A 20,219-nucleotide genomic window follows, 5' to 3' on the forward strand; every position below is an offset into this window, starting at 1 on the left:
GCCCTATCGGGCGAAGAACTTCCCCATGCCGCGCATGGCTTCCACGGATATTCCGGGACGCGGCGTCGCCCCCTTGATCGGGCGGTAGGCGGCATCGAGCACCTCGATATCGCCTGAGGGGTGGGTCACCGTGATGCGGTCGGGCTCGTTGACGCTGAAGGTGTCCCAGGAGCTGATCACGGTGAAAGGGCGCGCCCCGGCATCCAGCAGGGAGCGGCCGTTGCTGAAGGCCCCGGGTTCGCTCTGGCAGCCGAAGAGCTCCTTCATCAGCATGGGGGCCAGGTCCAGGTGAGTGGTGGCGTGGCTGTAGACGTGCGCCCCCTTGCCCGGCCACCGGATCACCATCGGGGTCCGCGTCTGGTACTTCGAGAAGTTGCCCCCGTGCCCCCAGTAGTTGAGCCTCAGGTCGTTGAACTCCTCACCGTGGTCCCCGGTGATCACCACCACGGTCTCTTCCATGAGCCCCTTTTTCTCCAGGGCCGCGAGCACCTCTCCCACCAGGGTGTCCGCGTAGTACACCGAGTTGCGGTACCTGTTGTAGAAGGGGCGCGGGTCGTACTCGTTGTTCAGCTTGAGGTAATCGACCTCTTTAAGCTCCGGCTGAAACGGTGCGACCCCGGGGGGGTGACCTGCCGTGTGCGGCGCGTCGTAAAAGAGAAAGCCGAAGAACGGGGCGTCCGCGGACTGGGCTCCGATGAACTTGAGCATCTTGTCCGTGATGGCCCGGTCCTTCGTGACTGGGGAGTCCCCCTCGGTGTGCAGGTCGATCCTGCCGCGTATATCGGCGAAGACGGTGCGGTCGAATTCGGGGCTCACGAGCGGGGCGCTGGCGTAGATCCCCATCCGGTAGCCGCGGCGCAAAAGCTCCCGCATCAGCACGGGGCTCCGCTCCTCGGCGAGCACCGCGTGCCAGTAGGTGCCGTAGAGGCCGTAAAACAGGCCGAAGATCCCGAAGCGCGTCGCGTTGCCGGAGCTTAGGTGGTTGTCGAAGCGCCACGCTTTTTGCGACAGGCGCCAGATGTTGGGGGTCTCCTCGGCGGTCAGGTTGTCGAAGCGCCAGCTGTCGATGGCGATGACCAGGAGGTTCAGCCGTCGCGTCGGCTCCCGGAAGGAGAGCTGCTCCAGGGGATAGCGCAGGCCGCTGTGCCGGTCGGGCATGGCGAGCCCCCCCCCTTCCCGCTTGCCGGCAAGCCCGAGCTTTGCGAGCAGACGCTTCGCGGTGAGGGGCATGAAGGCGGGGAGGTAGCGCGCCTGGCTCGTGATGGAGGTGACGTAGTTGGCGTCGGCCCAGGCGTACACGGCGTGGGTGGAGAGGATGAGGAGCGCCACGGCAAGGGCGACACCTCCCCCCACGCTGCGTCTTCTTTTCTCGACCCAGCGCCAGCAAACCCAGGCGATGGCACACTCGGCGAGTGCCGCGACCAGCACGGCGAGAGCCAGAAGGAACCAGAGCTTTCCGGTCATCGGGAGCACCTCACCGGCGGCGCCGCTGGCGAGCAGGTTCAACACCATCCCGTTCAGGTGAAAACGGTACTGGGCGAACACCAGGGTGTCGATGACGACGCCAAGCACCAGGGCAAGCTGCAGCGCGATGGAGAGCCCGGAAACCGCCCAGCGGCGCGGGTAGAGGGCGATCAAGAGCGCGCTTGCCGGGAACAGGTAAAAGGCCAGGGAGAAGAAATGCCCGAGGTAGGAGATGCCCAGAGTAGCGGTCGCGAGCGCCGTGTCCGGCGGCGGCATAAGCTTCAGGTACTGCACGGATATCAGCATGAGCACCACCGCGTTGGCCGCGGTGAACCACGCCGTCCAGCGCAATAGGGTGCTGCGGGGACCGGTCCTTTTAAAGGTAACCGCCTTGTTGATCAACAGGAACCACTCCTTTGCCACGACGCCGGCCGGCCGCGTCCTGCCGTGACCGCGCCGGGTCCGGCCTGCCGTGCCCTACAGGCGCTCACCGTCCCTTCTTCCTCGCGTCCAGAATCCGGTGGTAGAAATCCAGCGTCCTGCGCGCCATCATCTCTTCGGTGTACCCCTGGAGCACGAGGTTGCGCGCGGCGGTGCCGAGCGTTCTGCGCAGCGCCTCGTCGCGCAGCAGCGTCGCGATGGCCGTGGCGTAGGACGCCGGGTCGCCGCTTTGCGCGCGAAAGCCGGTTTTGCCGTCCAGGACCAGTTCGGCGAGCCCCCCCACCGGGGCAGCCACCACGGGGAGCCCCATGGCCATCGACTGCGTGATTCCCTGCGGCACCCCTTCCAGCTCCGAGGTGAGCACCGCCACGTCCGAAATGGCGAGCAGCTCCGGGATGTCGCTGCGGTAGCCGGTCAGAATCACCTGGTGCTCGACGCCCGCCTCGCGGACCAGTCCCTCGATCGTGGCACGCCCCGCACCGTCGCCGACGAACAGGTAGCGCGCCTGCGGGAACTCATCCTTCAGCAGTTGCGCCGCAGCCACCATGACGTCGTAGCGCTTCCCCCTTCTCAGCATGGCGATCATGGTGATCACGGGGGCGTCCTCCGGTATCCCCAGCTCCTCCCTGAGCCCGGGGTTGACCGGTCGGCTCGGGTCGAAGCGCTCCAGGGAAACGCCGGTGGCGATGGAGACTATCCGCTCCGGCGCCATGCCGTTGTCCTTGATCATCGCCTCCCGGACCGCTTCGCCCGTAGTGACGATGCCGTCGGGCATGCGGTAGACGAAATTGAACGGGCTCTGCGAGATCGGGTTCGCCATGTGGCGGGTCCTGATCAACAGCTCGACCCCGGCCAGCTTGGCCGCCAGGCCTCCTGACCAGCTGTCCTTGCTGCTGTGCGTGCTCACGACGTTGATGCGGTGCTTTTTGATGGCGCGGTAGATCTTCCATACCGCGGCGGGGTCGAGGACCCTGCGCATCGGCACCTCTTCCACCGGGATGCCGACGCGCTTCGCGTTCTCGAGCACCGCGCTCCCCGGCTGGCAGGCGATCACCACGTTGTGCCCCATCTCGCGCACCCTGAGGCACTCCTGGATGACGCGCCTCTCCTGCCCGCCCCAGCCGTCCGGGGACCACTCGGTGTGGAGGATGTTGAAGGTGCGGCTTTTCTTTTCCTGCATGCTTGCTTTTTCTGTCACTCTTTGAACCTGTATCCTTCCCGCGGCACCGTCGGCCGCGGCATCGCCCCCGGCCCTAGCCGCGACGAAGCTCCCTTTCCGCGCGGTTCAGCTCGATCGCCTTGCCGTACTTGTAGAAGGTGTAATGGGCGTAAATGGTGCTCAGCACGAACCCCATCCCCCCTTCCAGGAAACCGAGCTTCAAAACGTACATCTTGAAGAAGGTGAAGAGGGGTTTGAAAAGAAGATGGAGAAGCCCGGGGCGCTTCCCCTTTTTGACCAGTTCCCGGGCCGCCAGGGTGGAATAGCGCTCCATCCGGGTGACGTAGTCGGAGAGACCGGAATAGGTTTTGTGCACCAGGTTCCCGTCGAGCTCCCCCACCTTCCCCCGGCACTCCAGCGCCTCGTGGACCTCTTTCTCGCTGAAGGTGCATTCCCTGCGGTCGTAGAGCCGCTTGTTGAAATCGGGGTACCAGCCGCAACGCCTGATCCAGCGGTCGCCGAAGTAGTTCTCGCGCGCCACCCGGTAGCAGGGAGCCCCCCCCTCGGAAACCTTCAGGATCGACTCCTTGAGCCGGGGCGAGACCCGCTCGTCCGCGTCGATGTTGAAGATCCAGTCGTTTTGCGCAAGCTCCGCCGCGGCGTTTTTCTGCCTGCCGAAGCCGGGCCATGCCCGGTACTCGAAGCGGACCTTCGGGTTTTCGCGGCAGATCGCCTCGGTGCGGTCGGTGCTCCCGGAGTCGACCACCACGATCTCGTCGGCAAAGTCGAGGCTCTTCAAACAGTCGCCGATGAACTTCTCTTCGTTCAGGGTGATGATGGTGGCGCTTATCTTCATGAATGATCCGTCAACAGTTTCTCGACGCAGGCGAGCACCGCCTCCGCCTTGATGGTTTCGCGGCAGGCGAGGTCTTTGTCGCATTGTTTGCGCAGGCAGCGGGCGCAGTGCATGGGGGACTGGATGACGGCGTGCTGCTCTCCGCGCGGGCCGACGCTGCGGGCATCGGTGGAGCGGTAGAGGGAGACCGTTGGGGTGCCGAGTGCGGCCGCCAGGTGCAGCGGTCCGGAGTCGACCCCCACCACGAGGTCCGCCTTTTTCATCACCGCCGCGAGCCCCTTCAGACGGTACGCCTCGAGCACGCGTGCACCGCGCCCGATACCCGCGGCGATGCGGGTCACCGTCCCTTTCTCACCGGCGTCTCCCCAGGGAAGCAGCATGGTCGCATCCGGGAAACGCTCCAAAAGCGCGGCGCCCAGGGCGATCCACCCCGCCTCGCTCCAGAGCTTGGTCGGCAGCGCGCTGCCGCACTGGAAGAGGAAGACGAGCCCGTCGGAAAGGGTCGCAAAGAGCGCCGCCGCATCGGCGTCGTCGTCGGGAGAGACGCCGACCGTGGCGCAAAGCGGCATCTGCCTGAAATCCTTGCCGAAGGGGATGCTCACCAGGCGCAGGTACTTGTCGGCCAGGTGCTGGTCCTGGCGCCGCATCGGGATCCGGCGCGTGGTGAAATAGACGTTCACCCCCTCCTTCAGATCCTCCTTCTCGAAACCGATGCGGTTCGGGCAGCCGGTCAGCTTGCAGATGAGGCCGCTTTTCAGGTCCCCCTGCAGGTCGAAGACGATGTCGTACTCGCGCTCGCCGAGCGCACCCTTGAGCGCCGCCACCTCGTTTCGGGTCGAGGCGGCGAACAGCTGCCGGCGCCAGGCGTCGGGGCGGACCGTGTGCAGCAGGCTCAGGTCCGGATGTCCTTCCAGCACCTGCCGCAGCGACTCGTCGACCACCCAGTCGATCTCGATGCCGGGCGACGCCTTTTTCAGGTAGTCGAGCACCGAGAGTGCGATGGCCAGCTCGCCCAGGGGCGAGGTCTTGATGATTAGTACGCGCATAGAGCCTTCTGCGAGCAAGGGTTATCGAAACAGCTTGTCCAGCTTATCCAGAAGTAGGCCGCTCTCCTCGAAGTCGATCTCGAGCAGCGTCACGAAACAGTTGCCGAGCCTCTCCCGGTACGGCGCGAGCTTCACGGCATCCTTCTCGGTGGTGATGAGAACGGTGCTGCGCGAGGCGTCCCGCAGCCGGCAGATGGCGGCGATCTCGTCCTCGCCGTAGCTTGCGTGGTCCGGAAAGGCCAGGGTCGCGGTGAGCCTCACCCCGCCCGCCTCCAAAAGGTCGAAGAAACCGGCGGGGTCGGCGATGCCGGAAAAGGCGGTCACCCGCGCCCCAGCGGCGCTGTCGAGACCGACGCGGTCGCCCCCGCCGAGCGGTACCAGGCCGGTGAGCCGGTGGCTGCTGCGGCAGGCGGGCTTTCCCGCGACCGGCTCGGGTGCGAGCCCCGGGGCGCAGCGGGTATAGACGATGAGATCGGCACGCTGCACCGCTTTTGCAGGCTCCCTCAGAAAGCCCGCGGGAAGGGTCCGGCCGCCTGCAAACGGACGCTTTGCGTCAAGGAGCAGGATGTCGAGATCGCGCTTCAAGCGCAGGTGCTGGAACCCGTCGTCCAGGATGAAGACGTCCGGCTGCAATTCGTTCAGTGCGAAGAGCCCGGCGCGGTAGCGGTTCGCTCCGATGACGGTCATGAGTCCCGGGACCTTCTGCGCCAAGAGGTACGGCTCATCCCCGGATGCTTCGGGGGGAATAAGCATGTTCTTGCCGTCGCAGACGATGCGGAGCTCCCCTTCGGCGGAACCGCCGTACCCGCGGGAAAGAACGGCGACCCGCTTGCCGCGCTCGATGAGGTGCCGCGCAAGCCATGCGACCACCGGCGTCTTGCCGGTGCCGCCGAGAGCGATGTTCCCGACCGAGATGACCGGGACCGGGAGGCGGTGCGACGGCAGCAGGCCGATCCGGTAGGCAGCCGCCCTGAGGCTCAGCACCCCCGCGTAGGGTATGGCCAGAGCCCGCAGCAGCGCGAGGAGGAGCCGGTCCCGCACCCCCTCACGCTTTCCTTCCACGAGATCGCGGTAGTAGTGCTCCGAGGGAAGCTTCACCGCCCCCCCTTGCCCAGACCCAGCCGATGGTAGAGCCCGTCCGCTGCCTCGATCACGTCGCCCGCGGTCACCGCGGTCATGCAGCGGTGATCGATGGGGCACTCCCGCTTCATGCAGGGAGCGCAGTCGGCCCCCCGGCGCACGATGGCGCCGCGCTCGAAGAAGGCGCTGGTGGTGCGGTGGTCGGTGGGACCGAAGATGGCGACAAGCGGGACGTCGAAGGCCGCGGCGATGTGCATCGGGCCCGAGTCGTTGGTGATGAAGAAGTTGCAGCGCTTGATGAGCGCCATGAGCTGCCTCACCGAGGTCTTTCCGGCGAAGTCGGCGCAGTCTCCTTCCAGCAACTCGGCTATCTTTCCCGCCATCTCGGTTTCTCCGGGGCCTCCGGTGATGATGACCCGGGCGCCCCAGCGCTTGGCCAACTCGCGCGCGGTCTCGGCGAAACGCTCGGGGTACCAGCGCTTGGCGGAGCCGTAGGTGGCGCCGGGGTTCACGCCGAGCACGAACTCCCCGGGTGCGATCCCACGCGCCGCGAGGAGCGCATCCATCTCGGCATCTTCGGCGGCCGAGGTCTGCAGCCTGAGCTGTGCCGGCGACGGCTTCAAGCCGAAATACTCCAGCATGGTCAGGTAGTTCAGCACCTGATGCGTGTCCGGCTTAAGCAGTACGCGGGGAAACCGGTGCGTGAGGATGATGCTGCGGGCGTCGCTGTCCTTGCCGACGCGCTGCGGGATCCCGGCAAGCCAGGGGACGAGGGCGGCATCGAAGGAGTTCGGAAGCATGACGGCCAGGTCGAAGCGGCTGCGGCGCAGTTCGGCGGCGAGCCGCAGACGCCCGAGGGCGCCCTTGTGACGGCCGTTTCGGTGGAAGGTGATCACCCGGTCCACGCCGTCATAGACGCGAAAGACCTCGGAGACGGCCTCGTTGGCAAGCACGGTGATTTCGGCTTCGGGGAAATTGGCGCGAACGGTGTCGACGGCCGGGGTGGTCATCACGGCATCGCCGATCCAGTTGACGGCGCGGATGAGGATTTTGCGGACGCGGCTGCGGTCTATAGTCTTCATCGGGCACCCGTGACGCCGCTGGGGCTTGACCCAGCGCAGGACGGACCGGCGGGACGAGCGGAGTTATCAAAACGTGAAACTGGTTGCATTATTGGCTTTCTCGGGCGTTGAAATCGGGCAATGATGCCATAACCACGCCGATATGGGAAGTAAATTAAGGGAGTTTGTCCAGGAACCGGTCCATGAGCGCCATGTGTTTCGCGGTCGCCCCGCCGCTCTCCCGCATCATGGAGAGGGCGTTATGTCCCAGTTCACGGCGCCGCTCCGGATCGGCTATCAGTTCGCGCCAGACCTGGGTCAACTGCTCCGGCGACGGCACCTGCACCCCGCCGCGGTAGCGCTTGACGAGCGCCGCGATGTCGCGGAAGTTGTTCATGTATGGCCCGAAGGTGGAAGGGATGCCGCACGAGGCGGGCTCCAGCAGGTTGTGCCCGCCGAGCTCCACGAGACTTCCCCCGACGAAGCAGAGGTCGGAGAGGGCGTAGAGCCGCATCAACTGTCCCACCCCGTCCACCAGGAGCACCTCGCCCGGCGCAAAGGAACCGCTCCACCCTTCGAGCACGCTGCAGCGCCGGTAGGTAAAGCCCTCCCGCTCCAGAAGTGCCGCGATCTCCGCGGTGCGCTCCGGGTGGCGCGGCGCGAGGACGAGGAACAGGTCGTCGCGCTCCCGCTTGAGCTCCCGGTAGGAGGCGAGCAGGTACGCCTCCTCCCCGGGCCTCGTGCTCCCCGCGCAGATGACGGTGGCGGCGGCCGGGACGCGGTAGTCTTCCCGGAGTTGCGCCCTTTCCGCGGCCGGCACTTCGCGATACGGGACGTCGTATTTCAGGTTTCCGGTCACCACGCTCCGCTCCGGCGGGGCGCCGATCGCGAGCACCCGCTCAAGGTCCCCCTCGGCCTGCATGCAAAGCAGGGAAAACAGGCGCAGCGTCGGGCGGAAGAACCAGTCGAACTTGCGGTAACGCGGGAAGGAGCGCTCCGAGATCCTGCCGTTGGCAAGGACCACCGGGATGTCGCGGCGCGCCGCCTCGCGGGTGAAGTTGGGCCAGATCTCCGTTTCCATGATCACCACGAGCTCTGGCGCGACGGCCGTGAGGGCGTGCCGCACCGAGGGGAGAAAATCGAAGGGGAAGCAGACGACGGCGTCGATTTCGGGGATCCCGGCCGAGACGGCCCGGCCGGTGGCGGTGGTGTTGGAGACCACGAGGGCCCAGTCGGGGCGGCGCTCCTTCAGGGCCTTCAGGAGGGGGCGCGCCGCCAGGGTCTCGCCGACCGAGACCGCGTGGACCCAGATCACCTTCCGCCCGCGGATCTTTTGCATCTGCTCGGCCGAGACCGCACCCAGGCGCTCGGCAAGTGCCGGCGGGTTTTTCCCGGCCAGGAGCTGGAAAAGATGAAACGCCAGCAGCGCGGGGGAAAGGATGAGGGCGGCCAGGTTGTAGAAAAGAAGGAACATGCAGCTCTCTCTCCCGTCCCGGGTGTCCGGCTGGGGACGGGGGGTCGCGCCTGACGGCGGGACCGTGGTCGGGGCGCCTCAAGCGCTAGGCGCCCGCCTCGCTTTGGCGGTAACGGCTGCGCCACACCTCGACCTTGTCGAGGACGTCTTGCACCGTGATGCGCGCCATCCGGTCGGGATGGTTCTCCATGGTGATCGGGTAATCCTCGCCCGGCTCGCCGTAGGCGTCGATGGCCAGGTCGCCGAACTTGCGGTACGGGCCGACGCGCTTCGGGTTCGAGTACCCCATGAGGGCGATCACGGGACGATCCAGGGCGACGGTCATGTGCAGCGGGCCGGTGTCGAGCGACAGCACGAGCGCCGCCTTGTCGAGCACCCCTACGAGCCCCCGCAGGCCGCCGTTGCCCAGGTTGTTGAAGGGCTTGATGCGCGCCTTCTCCATGATGATCCGTTCCGCGTTCTCCTCGCGCGGGGAGCGTCCCCCCACAAGGACCGGCTGCAGGCCGAAGTCGCCGGCGAGCGCGTCGCACACCTCCGCCCAGCGCTCGGGAATCCAGTCCTTCTGGGCCTTGCTGGTGGCGACCACGATGGGCACCACCGGACGGTCGAACTGCGCGTAGAAATCGCGCTGCCACGCGCGCTCCTGGTCGTTCCAGGGCCCAAGGTTCCATTCCACCGGGGAGGTCGGCGCACCGAGGTACTCGCAGAATTCCAGGTACTGGTCCTGGACGTGCTGCATGGCATGCGGCGGGATGCGGTGCGTGGTGAAGAGCCAGTTGAGGTCGCGGGCACGGGCGAAGTCGAAGCCGAGCTTCACCGGCGCGTTCACGAAAGAGCAGATGATGTTGGCCTTGAAGTAGACCTGCAGGTCGAGCACGAGGTCGAAGCGGCGCGACTTCAGCTGCTCCCGTACCTCCAGGTAGCCGCGCCACCCCTTGCTGCGGTCGAACAGGATGATCTCGTCAACCAGCGCGTGCCCGCGCACCAGCATCGCCGGCCCGGGCTGCAGGATCCAGGTCACCTTCATGGCCGGATTGGCGCGCTTTAGCGAGTGAAGCACCGGCAGCACGTGCACGGTGTCCCCTACTGCGCTCATCATGACGATACAGACCCTATCTGTGGCAAAACGCATCAATTTTTCTCCATAGCGAGGGATGCCAGCCGCGCCAGCGCCTCCTCGTCGATTTGCAATCCCCACCGGTCGCGCCACTTGCGCGCCGAGCGGGCGAGCCGCTCATAGTTGCGCCGGGCGACCTCCGCTTCCGGAGGAAACAGCACACGGTCCACGTCGAGGAGGTAGGCGGTGGGGACCGGGGCGAGGGTCACGTAGATGTTTTTCATGTTGAGGTCGGGGTGCCAGGCACCGCACCCTTCCAGCCGGCGCAAAAGGAGCGCCACCGCCTGCAGCAGCGCCTCGCGCTCCGCCGCGTCGCTCGCCTGCCAGCGCTCCGGCAGGTCCCCCCCGGCAGGGAGGCGCCGGGTCATCACGTCGCAGCGCACGAAGGGAAACGCCGCGGGGTAGAGCGCGTAGGCGATCACCTCGGGGGTCGGGACCCCGGCCTCGGCAAGCCGGACCGCGTTGGCGAGTTCCAGCGGCGCGCGGGTGGGGGGTAGAAAGCGCTCACCGGTTAAGTAGCGCAAGAGGCCGCCGTGCCGGTTGCGGCGCACCACGACGGGTACCGGCTCCGCCCCCGGGAGGGTGACGCCGTAGCAGGCGCCGCGGCCGTGCATCACGTCGCGCTCCGTCCGGGCCGCCGCCCAGTCGTGCAGAGTCGGCGCGGTCAAAGCCTCGCGCACGGCGTCTGCAGCCCAGGCGCGCGCCACCACCCGCCTGCCGGCGACGACAAACTGAAGGTACGAATCGGGGTTGACGATACGGGTTGCTGCGGGGTCTGCCGTCATCCGGCCTCCAAAATAATCCGGGAACCATTAGTGGGGGAAGCCGCCGGCACCGATGCGATCAAACGCAGGGAGGGCGGTCGGCGGAGCGTGAGGGTTTACGGCTTCGTCCCGTCCGCCTGCCCCGCCGGCTGCGGGGCGCGCTTCCAGCGCTGATGGACCCAATACCACTCGGTCGGGTGCCGCACCACGTAATCCTCGAGGCAGCGGGTCATCTGCACCGTGTCCTGCACCTCGATATCCCCGTGCGCCGCCCCGAGTTCCAGTTCCGGATGGAACTCGACCACCTGACGGTCCCCTTCACGGTGGATGAAGGCGGGCACCAGCGGCACCTGGTTTTTGCGCGCCAAAAGGGCGAGCATGTTGGTGGTCCAGGCCGGTCGGCCGAGGAAATCCACCAGCACGCCGTTGCGGGTCCAGGTGGCCTGGTCGATCAGGAGCCCCACCACGCCGTTTCTGCGGAACTGGACCATCATGTTGCGCAGGGCCCCGTCGGCGTAGATGACCGAGTTCCCGTGACGGCCGCGCACCTTCTCCAGCACGGCGTTCAGCGACTGGTTGTCCTGGCGTTTCGCCACCACGCTGATGTTTTGCACCCGGCTGCCGAAGGAGAGCGCCATGAGCTCCCAGTTGCCGCAGTGGCCGGTGAGAAGCGCCACCCCCCGCCCCCGCTCGCGCGCCTTTTCGAAGTGCTCCAGTCCCCGGAACTCCACTGCGTCGATCATCGCCTGCCCCTTGTCGTGGTACAGGCGGCAGACCTCGACCGCGGTGCGACCGAGGTTCTCGAAGGTCTCGCGGGCAAGCTCGACGGCACTCCTCCGCTCCCACCCCGGTTGGGCTTCCAGGAAGGGAAGCGAGCGCTCGATGTTTTGCACCGCGACGTCGCGACGCCGCTTCAACAGACGGAACAAGAGCCTTCCGAGAGCCGGTCCCGCCGCGTTGGCGGCACCAAGCGGAAGGCGCGCCACCAGGTTGGAGACCGCCATGAACAGCAGCGACTCCAGTCTCCAGCGCAGCTTTCTCGTCGCAGTTACCCTGCGGGCCACGATTTGGTCTCCTTGAACTGCATGCCGTGCAGACGGCTGTAGGTCCCTTCATGCCGCAGCAGTTCTTCGTGGGTCCCCATCTCCGCGACGACACCCTTTTCCAGCACCACGATGCGGTCGGCATGGGTGATGGTGGAGAGGCGGTGCGCGATGACGAAGGTGGTGCGGTTCTTCATGAGGTTGTTGAGCGCCTTTTGCACCATCTGCTCGCTCTCGGTGTCGAGCGCGCTGGTCGCCTCGTCGAGGATGAGGATGGGGGCGTCCTTCAGGATGGCCCGGGCGATGCAGAGCCTCTGGCGCTGTCCGCCGGAGAGGCGTACGCCGCGGTCGCCGATGTTGGTCCGGTACCCCTCCGGGAGCTCCAGGATGAAGTCGTGGGCGAAGGCGGCCCGCGCCGCGGCCTCGACCTCGGCGTCGGTCGCCTGCGAGCGTCCGTAGCGGATGTTGTTGGCGATGGTGTCGTTGAAGAGGATCGTCTCCTGGTCGACCAGGGCGATCTGCTGCAAGAGGTTCTGCATGGTCCGCTTGCGGATGTCGACGCCGTCCATGAGCACCGCGCCGCCGGTCGGATCGTAGAAGCGGGTGATGAGGGAGACGAGGGTGGTCTTGCCGCCGCCGGAGGGGCCGACCAGGGCGATCACCTCCCCCTTTTTCGCCTTCAGGTTCACCCCCTGCAGCACGTAGTCGTCCTCGTACTTGAAGCGGACGTCGCGGAACTCCACCTCGCCGTTCACCTTGCCGAGGTCCCGGGCGTCCGGCGCATCCACGATTTCGGGTTTCTCGTCCATCACCTCGAAGACGCGTTCCGCCGCGCCCACGGAGCGCTGCAGGTTGTTGTAGGAGGAGAGAAGCCTCTTGATCGGGTTGAAGACGAGCACCATGCCGGTGATGAAGGAGAAGAACTCCGAGGCGCTCTTCGTGCCGTGCATGACGCTGCTGCCGCCGACCCAGATGACAGCCGCCACGCCGAAGGAGGTGATGAACTCCATGATCGGGGTCGAGAGGCCGTCGTACTTTATGTTCTTCCTGGTGAAGTGGTAGAAGTCGCTGTTGCGCGCCTTGAAGCGCTCGATTTCGCGGTCCTCGAGGCCGAAGGCCTTCACCACCTTGATGCCGGAGTAGGTCTCCTGGAGTATGCTCGCGAGGTCCCCCATCTTCTCCTGCCCCTGGCGCGCCACCCGCTTGATCCTCTTGCCGATCTTCGTCGCCGGGATCACGGTGAGCGGGATCACCACGAAGGAGATCAGGGCGAGCTGCCAGTCGCGGTAGAAGATGACGCCCAAAAGGGCGACGGCAGAGAGCCCGTCGCGGAACAGGCCGCTGATGACGTTCGCCACCCCCTCCTGCATCATCCCTACGTCGGCCAGAACGCGCGACATGAGCGTGCCGGTCTCGTTGCGGTGGAAGTACCCGACGCTCAGGCGCATGTTCTTCGCGTACAGGTCGTTTCTCACGTCCTGGACCGCGAGCTGCCCGGCGCTCTTGATGAAGTAGTCGTTCGTGTAGCGGCAGACGCCGCGCAGGGCGTAGAGCAGCACGATGCCTACCGGCAGCAGCATGAAGATGGCGGTGTCCTTGCCGGAAAACATCTTCCTGAGGACCGGCTCGACGAGGTAGGCCATGGCGCCGTCCATCCCGCCCACCCCGAGCGAGCCCACGGCGGCAAGCGCGATGCGCCACCAGTGAGGACGGCTGTAGCCGACCAGCCGCATGAAAACGTTCATTTTCTTCGGGGGTGTTGCACTCATTTCATCATCTCCATGGCGAGCCGGGCCACGCGGCCCAAGGCGCCGCCGCTGCCCAGCTTAACTCTCATCGCGGCGAAATCGTCCCGCATCGCGGCCGCGTAACCGGGGTTGTTCAGGAGCGCGTCGATCTCGTTCGCGATCGGCAGCGGCTCCGCTTCGTCTTGCAACAGTTCCTGCACCATCCGCTTTTCGGCGACGATGTTGCTGATCCCTATGTGCGGCACGTTGATGACCCGCTTCCCCACCTCGTAGGTGAACCTGGACATCTTGTAGATGATCACGTGGGGCACGCCGACCAGGGCGAGTTCCATGACCACGGTACCGGACGCCGCGATCACCGCGTCGCAGGCGGTCATCACGTCGTGGTTTCTCCCGGCGATCACGGCGACCTCGAGCCCCGCCCCGGAAAGGTAGGGGGCGAGATCCTCCTCTTTCAACGAGGAGGCGCGCGGCAGCACGAACTGCAGGTCCGGCATGCGCTCTTTCAGGATGCGCGCCGCGTCGAGGATGACGGGAAGGAGCTTCTTCACTTCCGCGTGGCGGCTGCCGGGGAAAAGTCCCACGCAGCGCCTTTGCGGGTCGAGCCCCAGCGAGGCGAGCGCCTCGTCGCGCCGCATGGTCGGTTTCACCAGGTCGAGCAGCGGGTGCCCGACGAAGGTGACCGGAACCCCGGCCTTCTGGTAGAAGGGGACCTCGAAGGGGAAGAGCACCGCCATCATGTCGACGACGCGGCCGATGCCGTGCACGCGGTGGCTTCTCCAGGCCCAGACCTGCGGGGAGATGAAGTAGAGCACCTTGATGCCCGCCTTCTTCGCCACCTTGGCGAGCCTCAGGTTGAAATCCGGGTAGTCGATCAGGATCAGGAGGTCGGGAGGATCGGTGTGGAGTTTGTTTTTCAGCGTGTTGAAGCCGTTTATGATGGTCGGCAGGTGCGCCACCACTTCCACGAGCCCCATCACCGCCATCACGTTGGCGTCGACCAGGGTTTCCACCCCGGCCTCGCGCATGCAGTTTCCCCCCATCCCGAAAAAGCGGGTATCGGGGGAGAGGGTGCGTATCGCGGAGGCGATCTGCGCGCCGTACATCTCGCCGGAAGCCTCCCCGGCGACGATCATCACTGACTGTTGCTTTTCTTGCAAATAGAACCTCTAAAAGAGATCAAGGTCGAGGCACGGGCCGGAGAAAAGTCCGTCCCGCTCCCGACCTTGACGCTCCTTTTTTACCTCGTGACGCCGCGCTTCGCGCTTTCGATGAACTCGATGAAGTGGTCCACCTCGGGGCACTTCGGCACCTCGGCCTTCATCTTCTCGACCGCCTCGGCAAGTTTCAGTCCCGACATGGAGAGAAGCTTGTAGGCCTTTTTCAGGCTGGAGATGGTCTCGTCGGAGAAACCGCGCCGCTTCAGCCCGACCAGGTTCAGACCGCGCAGGCGGCTTTCGGAACGGTCGCCGGTGATGATCGTGTACGGCGGAACGTCGAGCGGCACCGAGGTCATCCCACCCACCATGACGTGGGCGCCGATGCGCATGAACTGCAGCACCGCGCAGAGCCCGCCGAGGATCGCGTAGTCCTCGACGACGACGTGCCCCGCCAGGGTGGCCGAGTTGGCCATGATGACGTTGTTGCCGATGTGGCAGTCGTGCGCGACGTGGGAGTAGGCCATGAACAGGTTGTTGTCGCCGACCGTCGTCTCGCCGTCGCCGGTCACGGTCCCGAGGTGCAGGCTTGCGAACTCGCGGATGGTGTTGCCGTTGCCGATCTTGAGCCAGGTCTTCTCGCCGCGGTATTTGAGGTCCTGCGGGATCGCCCCGACCGACGCCATGTGGAAGATGGTGTTGTTCTCGCCGATCTCGGTCCAGCCGTCGATGACGGCATGCGGCCCCACCTTGGTCCCCTTGCCGATGCTCACGTTCTCGCCGATCACGGCGTACGGGCCGATCTCGACCCCTTCGGCGATCTTGGCTCCGGGATGGATGATTGCGGTGCTGTGGATCATAGATGTTCTCCGTGCCTACTTGTCGGCGAGCGTTGCCTTCAGTTCCGCTTCGGTCATAAGCGTCTCACCGACGTAAGCCTTGGCGGCGCAGCTCCAGATGCCGCGCTTGTTGAAGAGGGTCTCCACCTCGATTCTCAGGGTGTCACCGGGCTTTACCGGCTTCCTGAAACGCGCGTTGTCGATGGCCATGAAGTAGCTCACCTTGTCCTTCCCGCCGTCCTCCAAGCTGAGGTACGCCATGGTTGCGGCGGCCTGGGCCATCGCCTCGATGATCAGCACACCCGGCATGACCGGGAAACCGGGGAAGTGCCCCTGGAAGAAGGGCTCGTTCATGGTCACGTTCTTGATGGCCACGATCCGCTTTCCCGGATCCAGGTCGGTGACCTTGTCGATGAGCAGAAACGGGTAACGGTGCGGCAGAATTTCCATTATCTGGACGATATCAAGCATTGCCTGTCCTCTCCTTGCATCGGCTTCCAAGCCTGAGGGCTTGAGCCGAAGTAATCGCATTGTTTAACTCCCCCGCGGGTGCGTCCGTCCCCCTCTCCCCCCGGGAGAGGGTGGCCGAAGGCCGGGTGAGGGAGATGCAAAAGGGAAAGGACCCGCCAATGGCAGCGCCCTCACCCCGTCCCTCTCCCGGGGGGAGAGGGGGTGTTACAGCCGGGTTGTGTGGTTATTCCCCTTTTTCCGCGAGCTTCGCCTCCAGCTCGGCCACGCGCTTCTCCAGGGCGTTCATGGTCTTTCTGAACTCGGGAAGCTTCGGGAGCAGGTTGGAGGATTTGAGCCACTCGCGGTGCGGCATGACCGGGATCCCGGAAAGGACCTGGTTCGGCTCCAGGTTCCCCGCCACGCCGGACTTCGCGCCGACCATGACGTTGTCGCCGATCTTGATGTGTCCGGCGACGCCTACCTGCCCTCCCAGGATGACGTGGTTGCCGAGCTGGGTGCTGCCGGAGATCCCGACCTGCGAGACGATCATGCAGTCCTCGCCGATCACGCAGTTGTGGCCGATCTGCACGAGGTTGTCGATCTTGGTGCCGCGCCTGATGCGGGTCACCTCGAGCGCGGCGCGGTCGATGACCGCGTTGGAGCCTATCTCGACGTCGTCCTCGACCACCACGATGCCGATCTGCGGGATCTTGTACCAGGAGCTGCCGTCCGGTGCGTAGCCGAAGCCGTCCGAGCCGATCACCGTTCCGTCGTGGATGATGACGCGGTTGCCGATGCGGCAGCGCTCGCGGACGCTCACGTTGGCGTAGAGGGTGACGTCGTCGCCGACGCTCGCGCCGGGGTAGAGGACCACGCCGGGGTAGAGGGTCACGCGGTCGCCGACGGTGACGCCGGGGCCGACGGTCGCACCCGGGTAGATGGTGACTTCCTGGCCTATTTTCGCACCCGGCGCCACGAAGGCGCCCGGGAGCACGCCGAGGCGGGGTGCCGGCTGGGTGTAGAACAGGGTCAAAAGCTTGGCGAAGGCCAAGTAGGGGTTCGCGTGGAAGATGGCGTTTTTGCCGTGGGTGTTCCCCCCCGTCCCCATGAGCACCGCCGAGGCGCCCGTGGTGGCCACCTTGCTTGCGTACTTCGGGTTGGCGAGGAAGGTGAGCTGCCCTTCGCCCGCGTCGTCGAGGGTCCCCAGTCCGCCGATCAGCACCTCGCCGTCGCCCGAAACCGTCCCCCCGAGATACTCGGCTATTTCTCGAAGCGTCTTTTTCATGTAGACCTCAAAAAACGTTCAACGTTCAGCGTTCAACGTTCCTGAAAAGTTTGCGCCATTAAAGACGCGTAACACTGACTTGTCCCCTCTCAAAAACGACAATTCCCCCCCCGGCCTTCAGGAGCAGTCAGGCGACTGCCACCCGCACTCGACACGGTGTCAGCCCCAGCCTGCCCCTCCGGGCAGGAGGGGGGAGTGGTCGTAACGTAGAACGTTGAACGTTGAACGGGGTTTATTTCTTCCTGTTCTCGTTGAACGCCTTCAGCACCGCGTCGGTGACGTCGGCGGAGGGATCGAGGAAGATCATGGTTTCGTTCTTCACGAAGATGGCGGTGAAGCCGTTCTTCTTCCCGAACTCCTGCGCCACCTTCACGATCTCGTCCACGATCTTGCCGGTGAACTCGTCGTTCTTCGCCTGCAGGTCGTCCTGGGCGTCCTTGAGGAAACGCTGGTACTCTTTCAGGCGCTGCTGGTAGTCACGCTCCTTCGCACCACGGGCCGAGTCGTTCAACAGCGCCCCCTGGCTCTCCAGCTCGCCTTTGAGCTTCTTCAGCTCACCTTCCTTGCTCGCCTTTTCCGCCTCGTACTTGCTGGCCTTCTGGGCGAGCTGTTCCTTCGCTTCCTTCCCTGCATCGGAGGTCAGCAGCACCTTCTGCACATCGACCGAACCGATCTTTGAACCATCGGCGGCCATCACGGACAGCGGAAGTGCCAGAACCAGCGATAATGCGATGATGAAACGTTTCATGACTTGCTCCTTGCAGTGCATCGATTTTAGAAAATGCTCCCTATGGAGAACTCCAACTTGCCGCCTTTGCTGTCTATCCCTTCCCTCGGGTTGATCGGAATGCCGTACTCGAGCCTCAGCGGTCCGATCGGGGAGAACCACCTGATGCCGCCGCCGTAACTGGTGAGTACGTTCGAGAAGGTGGACTTGAAGTTGTTTTCGCAGTTGCCCGCGTCGAAGAAGAGTACCGCCTTGAGCCCCGCCTCCTTCAACAGCGGGAAGGTGTACTCGGCGTTGGCCACCGCCTCGACCGCACCGCCCAAGTAGACACGGTTGTCGCTTTTGCCGTCGGCGCCGCCGACACCGATCTTCGGTACCAGGCTCGTTTTGTAGGGGCTCACCGTTCTCGAGGAGAAGCCGCGCAGCGAGCTGATGCCGCCCAGGTAGAATTTCTCGTCGATCGGGACGTCCTTGCCGCCGTAGGACTGCACGTACCCCACGGTGCCGCGCAGCGACCCCACACCCCACAGCACCGGGTGGAACAGGGTGTGCTCGGTCAGGTACTTGATGTACCTGTTGCTGCCGCCAAGACCGGCGAACTCTATGGAGAGCGTGTTGATCATGCCGTTGGACGGATCGGGACGGTAATCGGTGGTGTTGCTGGTGAGGCTGGCGACGATGGCGCTCGTCGTGGAGGTCGCCTCCGGCGCGATCACCGATCCGTTGTGGATGTTCTGCAGGAGGTCCTCGGACTCGTCGAAGATCTCCTTCTGCTCGTACTTGTAAAGCCAGAAAGTGCCCAGCGTGTCGGAGAGGGAGTACCCCGCCTTGATGTCACCGCCGGTCGCCCTGCGGGTGTAGTCGAGGTACTTCCGCTCGGTGCGGTAGATGTCGCCCCCCACGGTCCACTTGGTGTCCATGAAGTACGGGTCGGTGAGCCCCAGGTTGTAGGTCTGCGACTTGCTGCCGAGGCTGGCGGCCGCGGTCATCTTGAGCCCGAGCCCCAGGAAGTTCGCCTGCTGGACCGACCCCTGCCCGATGATGCCGTCGAGCGAGCTGTAGCCGGCGCCGATGCTGAAGGTGCCGGTCGGCTTCTCCTTCACCTCGACGTTCATGTCGAGCTTGTCCGGGGCGCTTCCCTTCACGGTGGCGATGTTCGCCTCCTCGAAGTAGCCGGTGTTCATCAGGTTCTGCTTGCTGCGCTTCAGCCCGGTGGAGCTGTACTGGTCTCCCTCGTCGAGCCTCAGTTCACGGCGCACGACCTTGTCGCGCGTCTTCGTGTTGCCGGAGATGTTGATCCGGTCGATGGTCACCTTCTGTCCCTTTTCCATGTCGAAGGTGATGTCGATGGTGCGGCTCTCCGCGTTCAGCTTGGTGAGCGGCGACGCGTTGGCGAAGGCGTACCCCTTGTCGGCGTAGAGGTCGGTGAGGGCGAAGACGTCGGTGCGCAGGTCGGCGCGGCTGAAGAGCTGGCCGCTCTTCTCCTTGAGCTTTCCGGCGAGCACGCTCTCGTTCTCGAGGAGGTCCCCCTTGAAGGCGAGCTTGCCGAGGCGGTACTGCTCCCCCTCGGTGATCCCGATGCTGACCTTGAGGCCGGTGCGGTCGGTGAGGAGCTCGACCTTAGGCTCGCCCACCTTCACGTTGACGTAGCCGTTGTTCATGTAGAGCTCGGTAAGGAGGTTGACGTCGTTTTTGAGCACCTCCTCCTTGTAAGTACCGGCCCCGGTGAGCCAGGAGAGGAACCACTTCTCGTCGGTCTCCATCGCCTTTTTGAGCTTCTTGTCGGTGAAGGCGTGGTTGCCGTCGAACTCGATCTTCTGGATGAGGACCTTGTCCCCTTCCTTGATGCGGAAGATGACGTGGATATCGGTGTCGGAGCGCTGGCTTATGTCGCCGGAGACCTCGGCTAGGTAATACCCCTCGTCCGCGTACAGCTTCTTCACCTTCTTGACGCTCTTTTGCAGCGCCTTGGCGGAAAAGACGGAATTGGGCTTGATCTCGACGGCCTCGCGCACCTTGTCCGCGCTGATCTCCTTGGCCCCCTCGACCTTTATCTCACGGACGATCGGCTTCTCGGTCACGACGTATTCGAGGACGAGCGCCCCGTCCTTCACCTCGGTCTGCGCCTTCACGTCGGTGAAGTGCCCGAGCTTATAGATGGCGCGGATGTCGGCATCCACCTTGTCCGGATCGAGGACGTCCCCCGCCTTGAGCCGGACCGCCTGCAGGACGGCGGCGCTCTCGATGCGGTGGTTGCCGCTTATCCTGACCGCGGCTATCTTGTCGCTTGCCGGCTTCTCCTCGACGGGCTTTGCGGCGCCCTTGTCAGCCGCGCTCTTCCCCGTGGAGGTGGCGTCCGGTGCGGCCTTTCCGGCAGCGGGCGGTTCGGCCAGGGCGTAGGAAGCCCCGATAAGCTGAACGACAAGCAGAGCTGATAACGATTTACGCAGCAAAGGGTCCCCCCGAAAAAGCCAAAAGAAAATATGCGGCTACAAAAGAGCCGTCGCC

Annotated in this window: 17 protein-coding genes; all 17 read right to left on the reverse strand. The window is 65.0% G+C overall.

All coding sequences use genetic code 11. The features are described 5' to 3' along the window. Positions 1–3: 3 nt before the first annotated feature. The gene (locus tag D6Z24_RS20185) at positions 4–1,866 is read right to left on the reverse strand and encodes a DUF3413 domain-containing protein (RefSeq protein ID WP_162605203.1); all 1,863 of its coding nucleotides are present in this window, start codon (positions 1,864–1,866) and stop codon (positions 4–6) included. Positions 1,867–1,951: 85 nt separating this feature from the next. Further along, positions 1,952–3,085 carry a glycosyltransferase gene (locus D6Z24_RS20190; RefSeq protein ID WP_129128419.1) on the reverse strand — a complete coding sequence of 378 codons (1,134 nt, stop codon included), beginning with the start codon at positions 3,083–3,085 and terminating at the stop codon, positions 1,952–1,954. 73 nt (positions 3,086–3,158) lie between these two features. Next, positions 3,159–3,920 (reverse strand): glycosyltransferase family 2 protein, encoded by a 762-nt coding sequence (locus D6Z24_RS20195; protein WP_129128420.1) that lies wholly within the window; start codon positions 3,918–3,920, stop codon positions 3,159–3,161. Beyond that, positions 3,917–4,966 carry a lipopolysaccharide heptosyltransferase I gene (gene waaC, locus D6Z24_RS20200; RefSeq protein ID WP_129128421.1) on the reverse strand — a complete coding sequence of 350 codons (1,050 nt, stop codon included), beginning with the start codon at positions 4,964–4,966 and terminating at the stop codon, positions 3,917–3,919. The genes D6Z24_RS20195 and waaC overlap by 4 nt, the downstream gene beginning before the upstream one ends. 21 nt (positions 4,967–4,987) lie before the next feature. After that, positions 4,988–6,064, reverse strand: a complete 1,077-nt coding sequence (lpxK, locus tag D6Z24_RS20205) for a tetraacyldisaccharide 4'-kinase (protein WP_129128422.1) — start codon at positions 6,062–6,064, stop codon at positions 4,988–4,990. Then, the gene (gene waaF / locus D6Z24_RS20210; protein ID WP_129128423.1) at positions 6,061–7,128 is read right to left on the reverse strand and encodes a lipopolysaccharide heptosyltransferase II; all 1,068 of its coding nucleotides are present in this window, start codon (positions 7,126–7,128) and stop codon (positions 6,061–6,063) included. The genes lpxK and waaF overlap by 4 nt, the downstream gene beginning before the upstream one ends. 154 nt (positions 7,129–7,282) lie before the next feature. Next, on the reverse strand, positions 7,283–8,581 hold the full coding sequence (locus D6Z24_RS20215) for a 3-deoxy-D-manno-octulosonic acid transferase (protein WP_129128424.1): 1,299 nt from the start codon (positions 8,579–8,581) through the stop codon (positions 7,283–7,285). Positions 8,582–8,666: 85 nt separating this feature from the next. Beyond that, positions 8,667–9,713, reverse strand: coding sequence for a glycosyltransferase family 9 protein (locus D6Z24_RS20220; RefSeq protein ID WP_129128425.1), 1,047 nt, complete (start codon positions 9,711–9,713; stop codon positions 8,667–8,669). Then, positions 9,713–10,483 carry a lipopolysaccharide kinase InaA family protein gene (locus tag D6Z24_RS20225; RefSeq protein ID WP_129128426.1) on the reverse strand — a complete coding sequence of 257 codons (771 nt, stop codon included), beginning with the start codon at positions 10,481–10,483 and terminating at the stop codon, positions 9,713–9,715. Before D6Z24_RS20225 ends, D6Z24_RS20220 begins: the two co-directional genes overlap by 1 nt. Before the next feature lie 95 nt (positions 10,484–10,578). Beyond that, on the reverse strand, positions 10,579–11,526 hold the full coding sequence (locus D6Z24_RS20230) for a lysophospholipid acyltransferase family protein (protein WP_246014745.1): 948 nt from the start codon (positions 11,524–11,526) through the stop codon (positions 10,579–10,581). Then, entirely contained in the window at positions 11,511–13,274 is a 1,764-nt protein-coding gene (msbA, locus tag D6Z24_RS20235) for a lipid A export permease/ATP-binding protein MsbA (protein ID WP_407925428.1), read from the reverse strand. The genes D6Z24_RS20230 and msbA overlap by 16 nt, the downstream gene beginning before the upstream one ends. Beyond that, a complete protein-coding gene (lpxB, locus tag D6Z24_RS20240) occupies positions 13,271–14,389 on the reverse strand; it encodes a lipid-A-disaccharide synthase (RefSeq protein ID WP_162605204.1) in 1,119 nt (372 codons plus the stop codon). Before lpxB ends, msbA begins: the two co-directional genes overlap by 4 nt. Positions 14,390–14,493: 104 nt before the next feature. Further along, entirely contained in the window at positions 14,494–15,270 is a 777-nt protein-coding gene (gene lpxA, locus D6Z24_RS20245; RefSeq protein ID WP_129128428.1) for an acyl-ACP--UDP-N-acetylglucosamine O-acyltransferase, read from the reverse strand. A gap of 15 nt (positions 15,271–15,285) precedes the next feature. Then, complete coding sequence (fabZ, locus tag D6Z24_RS20250; protein ID WP_129128429.1) at positions 15,286–15,720, reverse strand: 3-hydroxyacyl-ACP dehydratase FabZ; 435 nt, start codon at positions 15,718–15,720, stop codon at positions 15,286–15,288. Between the two features lie 223 nt (positions 15,721–15,943). Further along, positions 15,944–16,984 (reverse strand): UDP-3-O-(3-hydroxymyristoyl)glucosamine N-acyltransferase, encoded by a 1,041-nt coding sequence (lpxD, locus tag D6Z24_RS20255; RefSeq protein WP_129128430.1) that lies wholly within the window; start codon positions 16,982–16,984, stop codon positions 15,944–15,946. A gap of 232 nt (positions 16,985–17,216) precedes the next feature. Further along, positions 17,217–17,732, reverse strand: coding sequence for an OmpH family outer membrane protein (locus tag D6Z24_RS20260; RefSeq protein ID WP_129128431.1), 516 nt, complete (start codon positions 17,730–17,732; stop codon positions 17,217–17,219). Positions 17,733–17,758: 26 nt separating this feature from the next. Then, complete coding sequence (bamA, locus tag D6Z24_RS20265) at positions 17,759–20,164, reverse strand: outer membrane protein assembly factor BamA (RefSeq protein ID WP_129128432.1); 2,406 nt, start codon at positions 20,162–20,164, stop codon at positions 17,759–17,761. Positions 20,165–20,219: the final 55 nt, after the last annotated feature.

The sequence above is a fragment of the Geomonas oryzae genome (assembly GCF_004117875.1).
GTDB classification, from domain to species: Bacteria; Desulfobacterota; Desulfuromonadia; order Geobacterales; family Geobacteraceae; genus Geomonas; species Geomonas oryzae.

Bases quoted from the DNA above. Each gene is read 5' to 3' on its own strand.
- D6Z24_RS20190 (WP_129128419.1), bottom strand. From the start codon at position 3,085: ATGCAGGAAAAGAAAAGCCGCACCTTCAACATCCTCCACACCGAGTGG.
- D6Z24_RS20195 (WP_129128420.1), bottom strand. From the start codon at position 3,920: ATGAAGATAAGCGCCACCATCATCACCCTGAACGAAGAGAAGTTCATC.
- waaC (WP_129128421.1), bottom strand. From the start codon at position 4,966: ATGCGCGTACTAATCATCAAGACCTCGCCCCTGGGCGAGCTGGCCATC.
- waaF (WP_129128423.1), bottom strand. From the start codon at position 7,128: ATGAAGACTATAGACCGCAGCCGCGTCCGCAAAATCCTCATCCGCGCC.
- D6Z24_RS20215 (WP_129128424.1), bottom strand. From the start codon at position 8,581: ATGTTCCTTCTTTTCTACAACCTGGCCGCCCTCATCCTTTCCCCCGCG.
- D6Z24_RS20220 (WP_129128425.1), bottom strand. From the start codon at position 9,713: ATGCGTTTTGCCACAGATAGGGTCTGTATCGTCATGATGAGCGCAGTA.
- D6Z24_RS20225 (WP_129128426.1), bottom strand. From the start codon at position 10,483: ATGACGGCAGACCCCGCAGCAACCCGTATCGTCAACCCCGATTCGTAC.
- msbA (WP_407925428.1), bottom strand. From the start codon at position 13,274: ATGAGTGCAACACCCCCGAAGAAAATGAACGTTTTCATGCGGCTGGTC.
- lpxB (WP_162605204.1), bottom strand. From the start codon at position 14,389: ATGATCGTCGCCGGGGAGGCTTCCGGCGAGATGTACGGCGCGCAGATC.
- lpxA (WP_129128428.1), bottom strand. From the start codon at position 15,270: ATGATCCACAGCACCGCAATCATCCATCCCGGAGCCAAGATCGCCGAA.
- fabZ (WP_129128429.1), bottom strand. From the start codon at position 15,720: ATGCTTGATATCGTCCAGATAATGGAAATTCTGCCGCACCGTTACCCG.
- lpxD (WP_129128430.1), bottom strand. From the start codon at position 16,984: ATGAAAAAGACGCTTCGAGAAATAGCCGAGTATCTCGGGGGGACGGTT.
- D6Z24_RS20260 (WP_129128431.1), bottom strand. From the start codon at position 17,732: ATGAAACGTTTCATCATCGCATTATCGCTGGTTCTGGCACTTCCGCTG.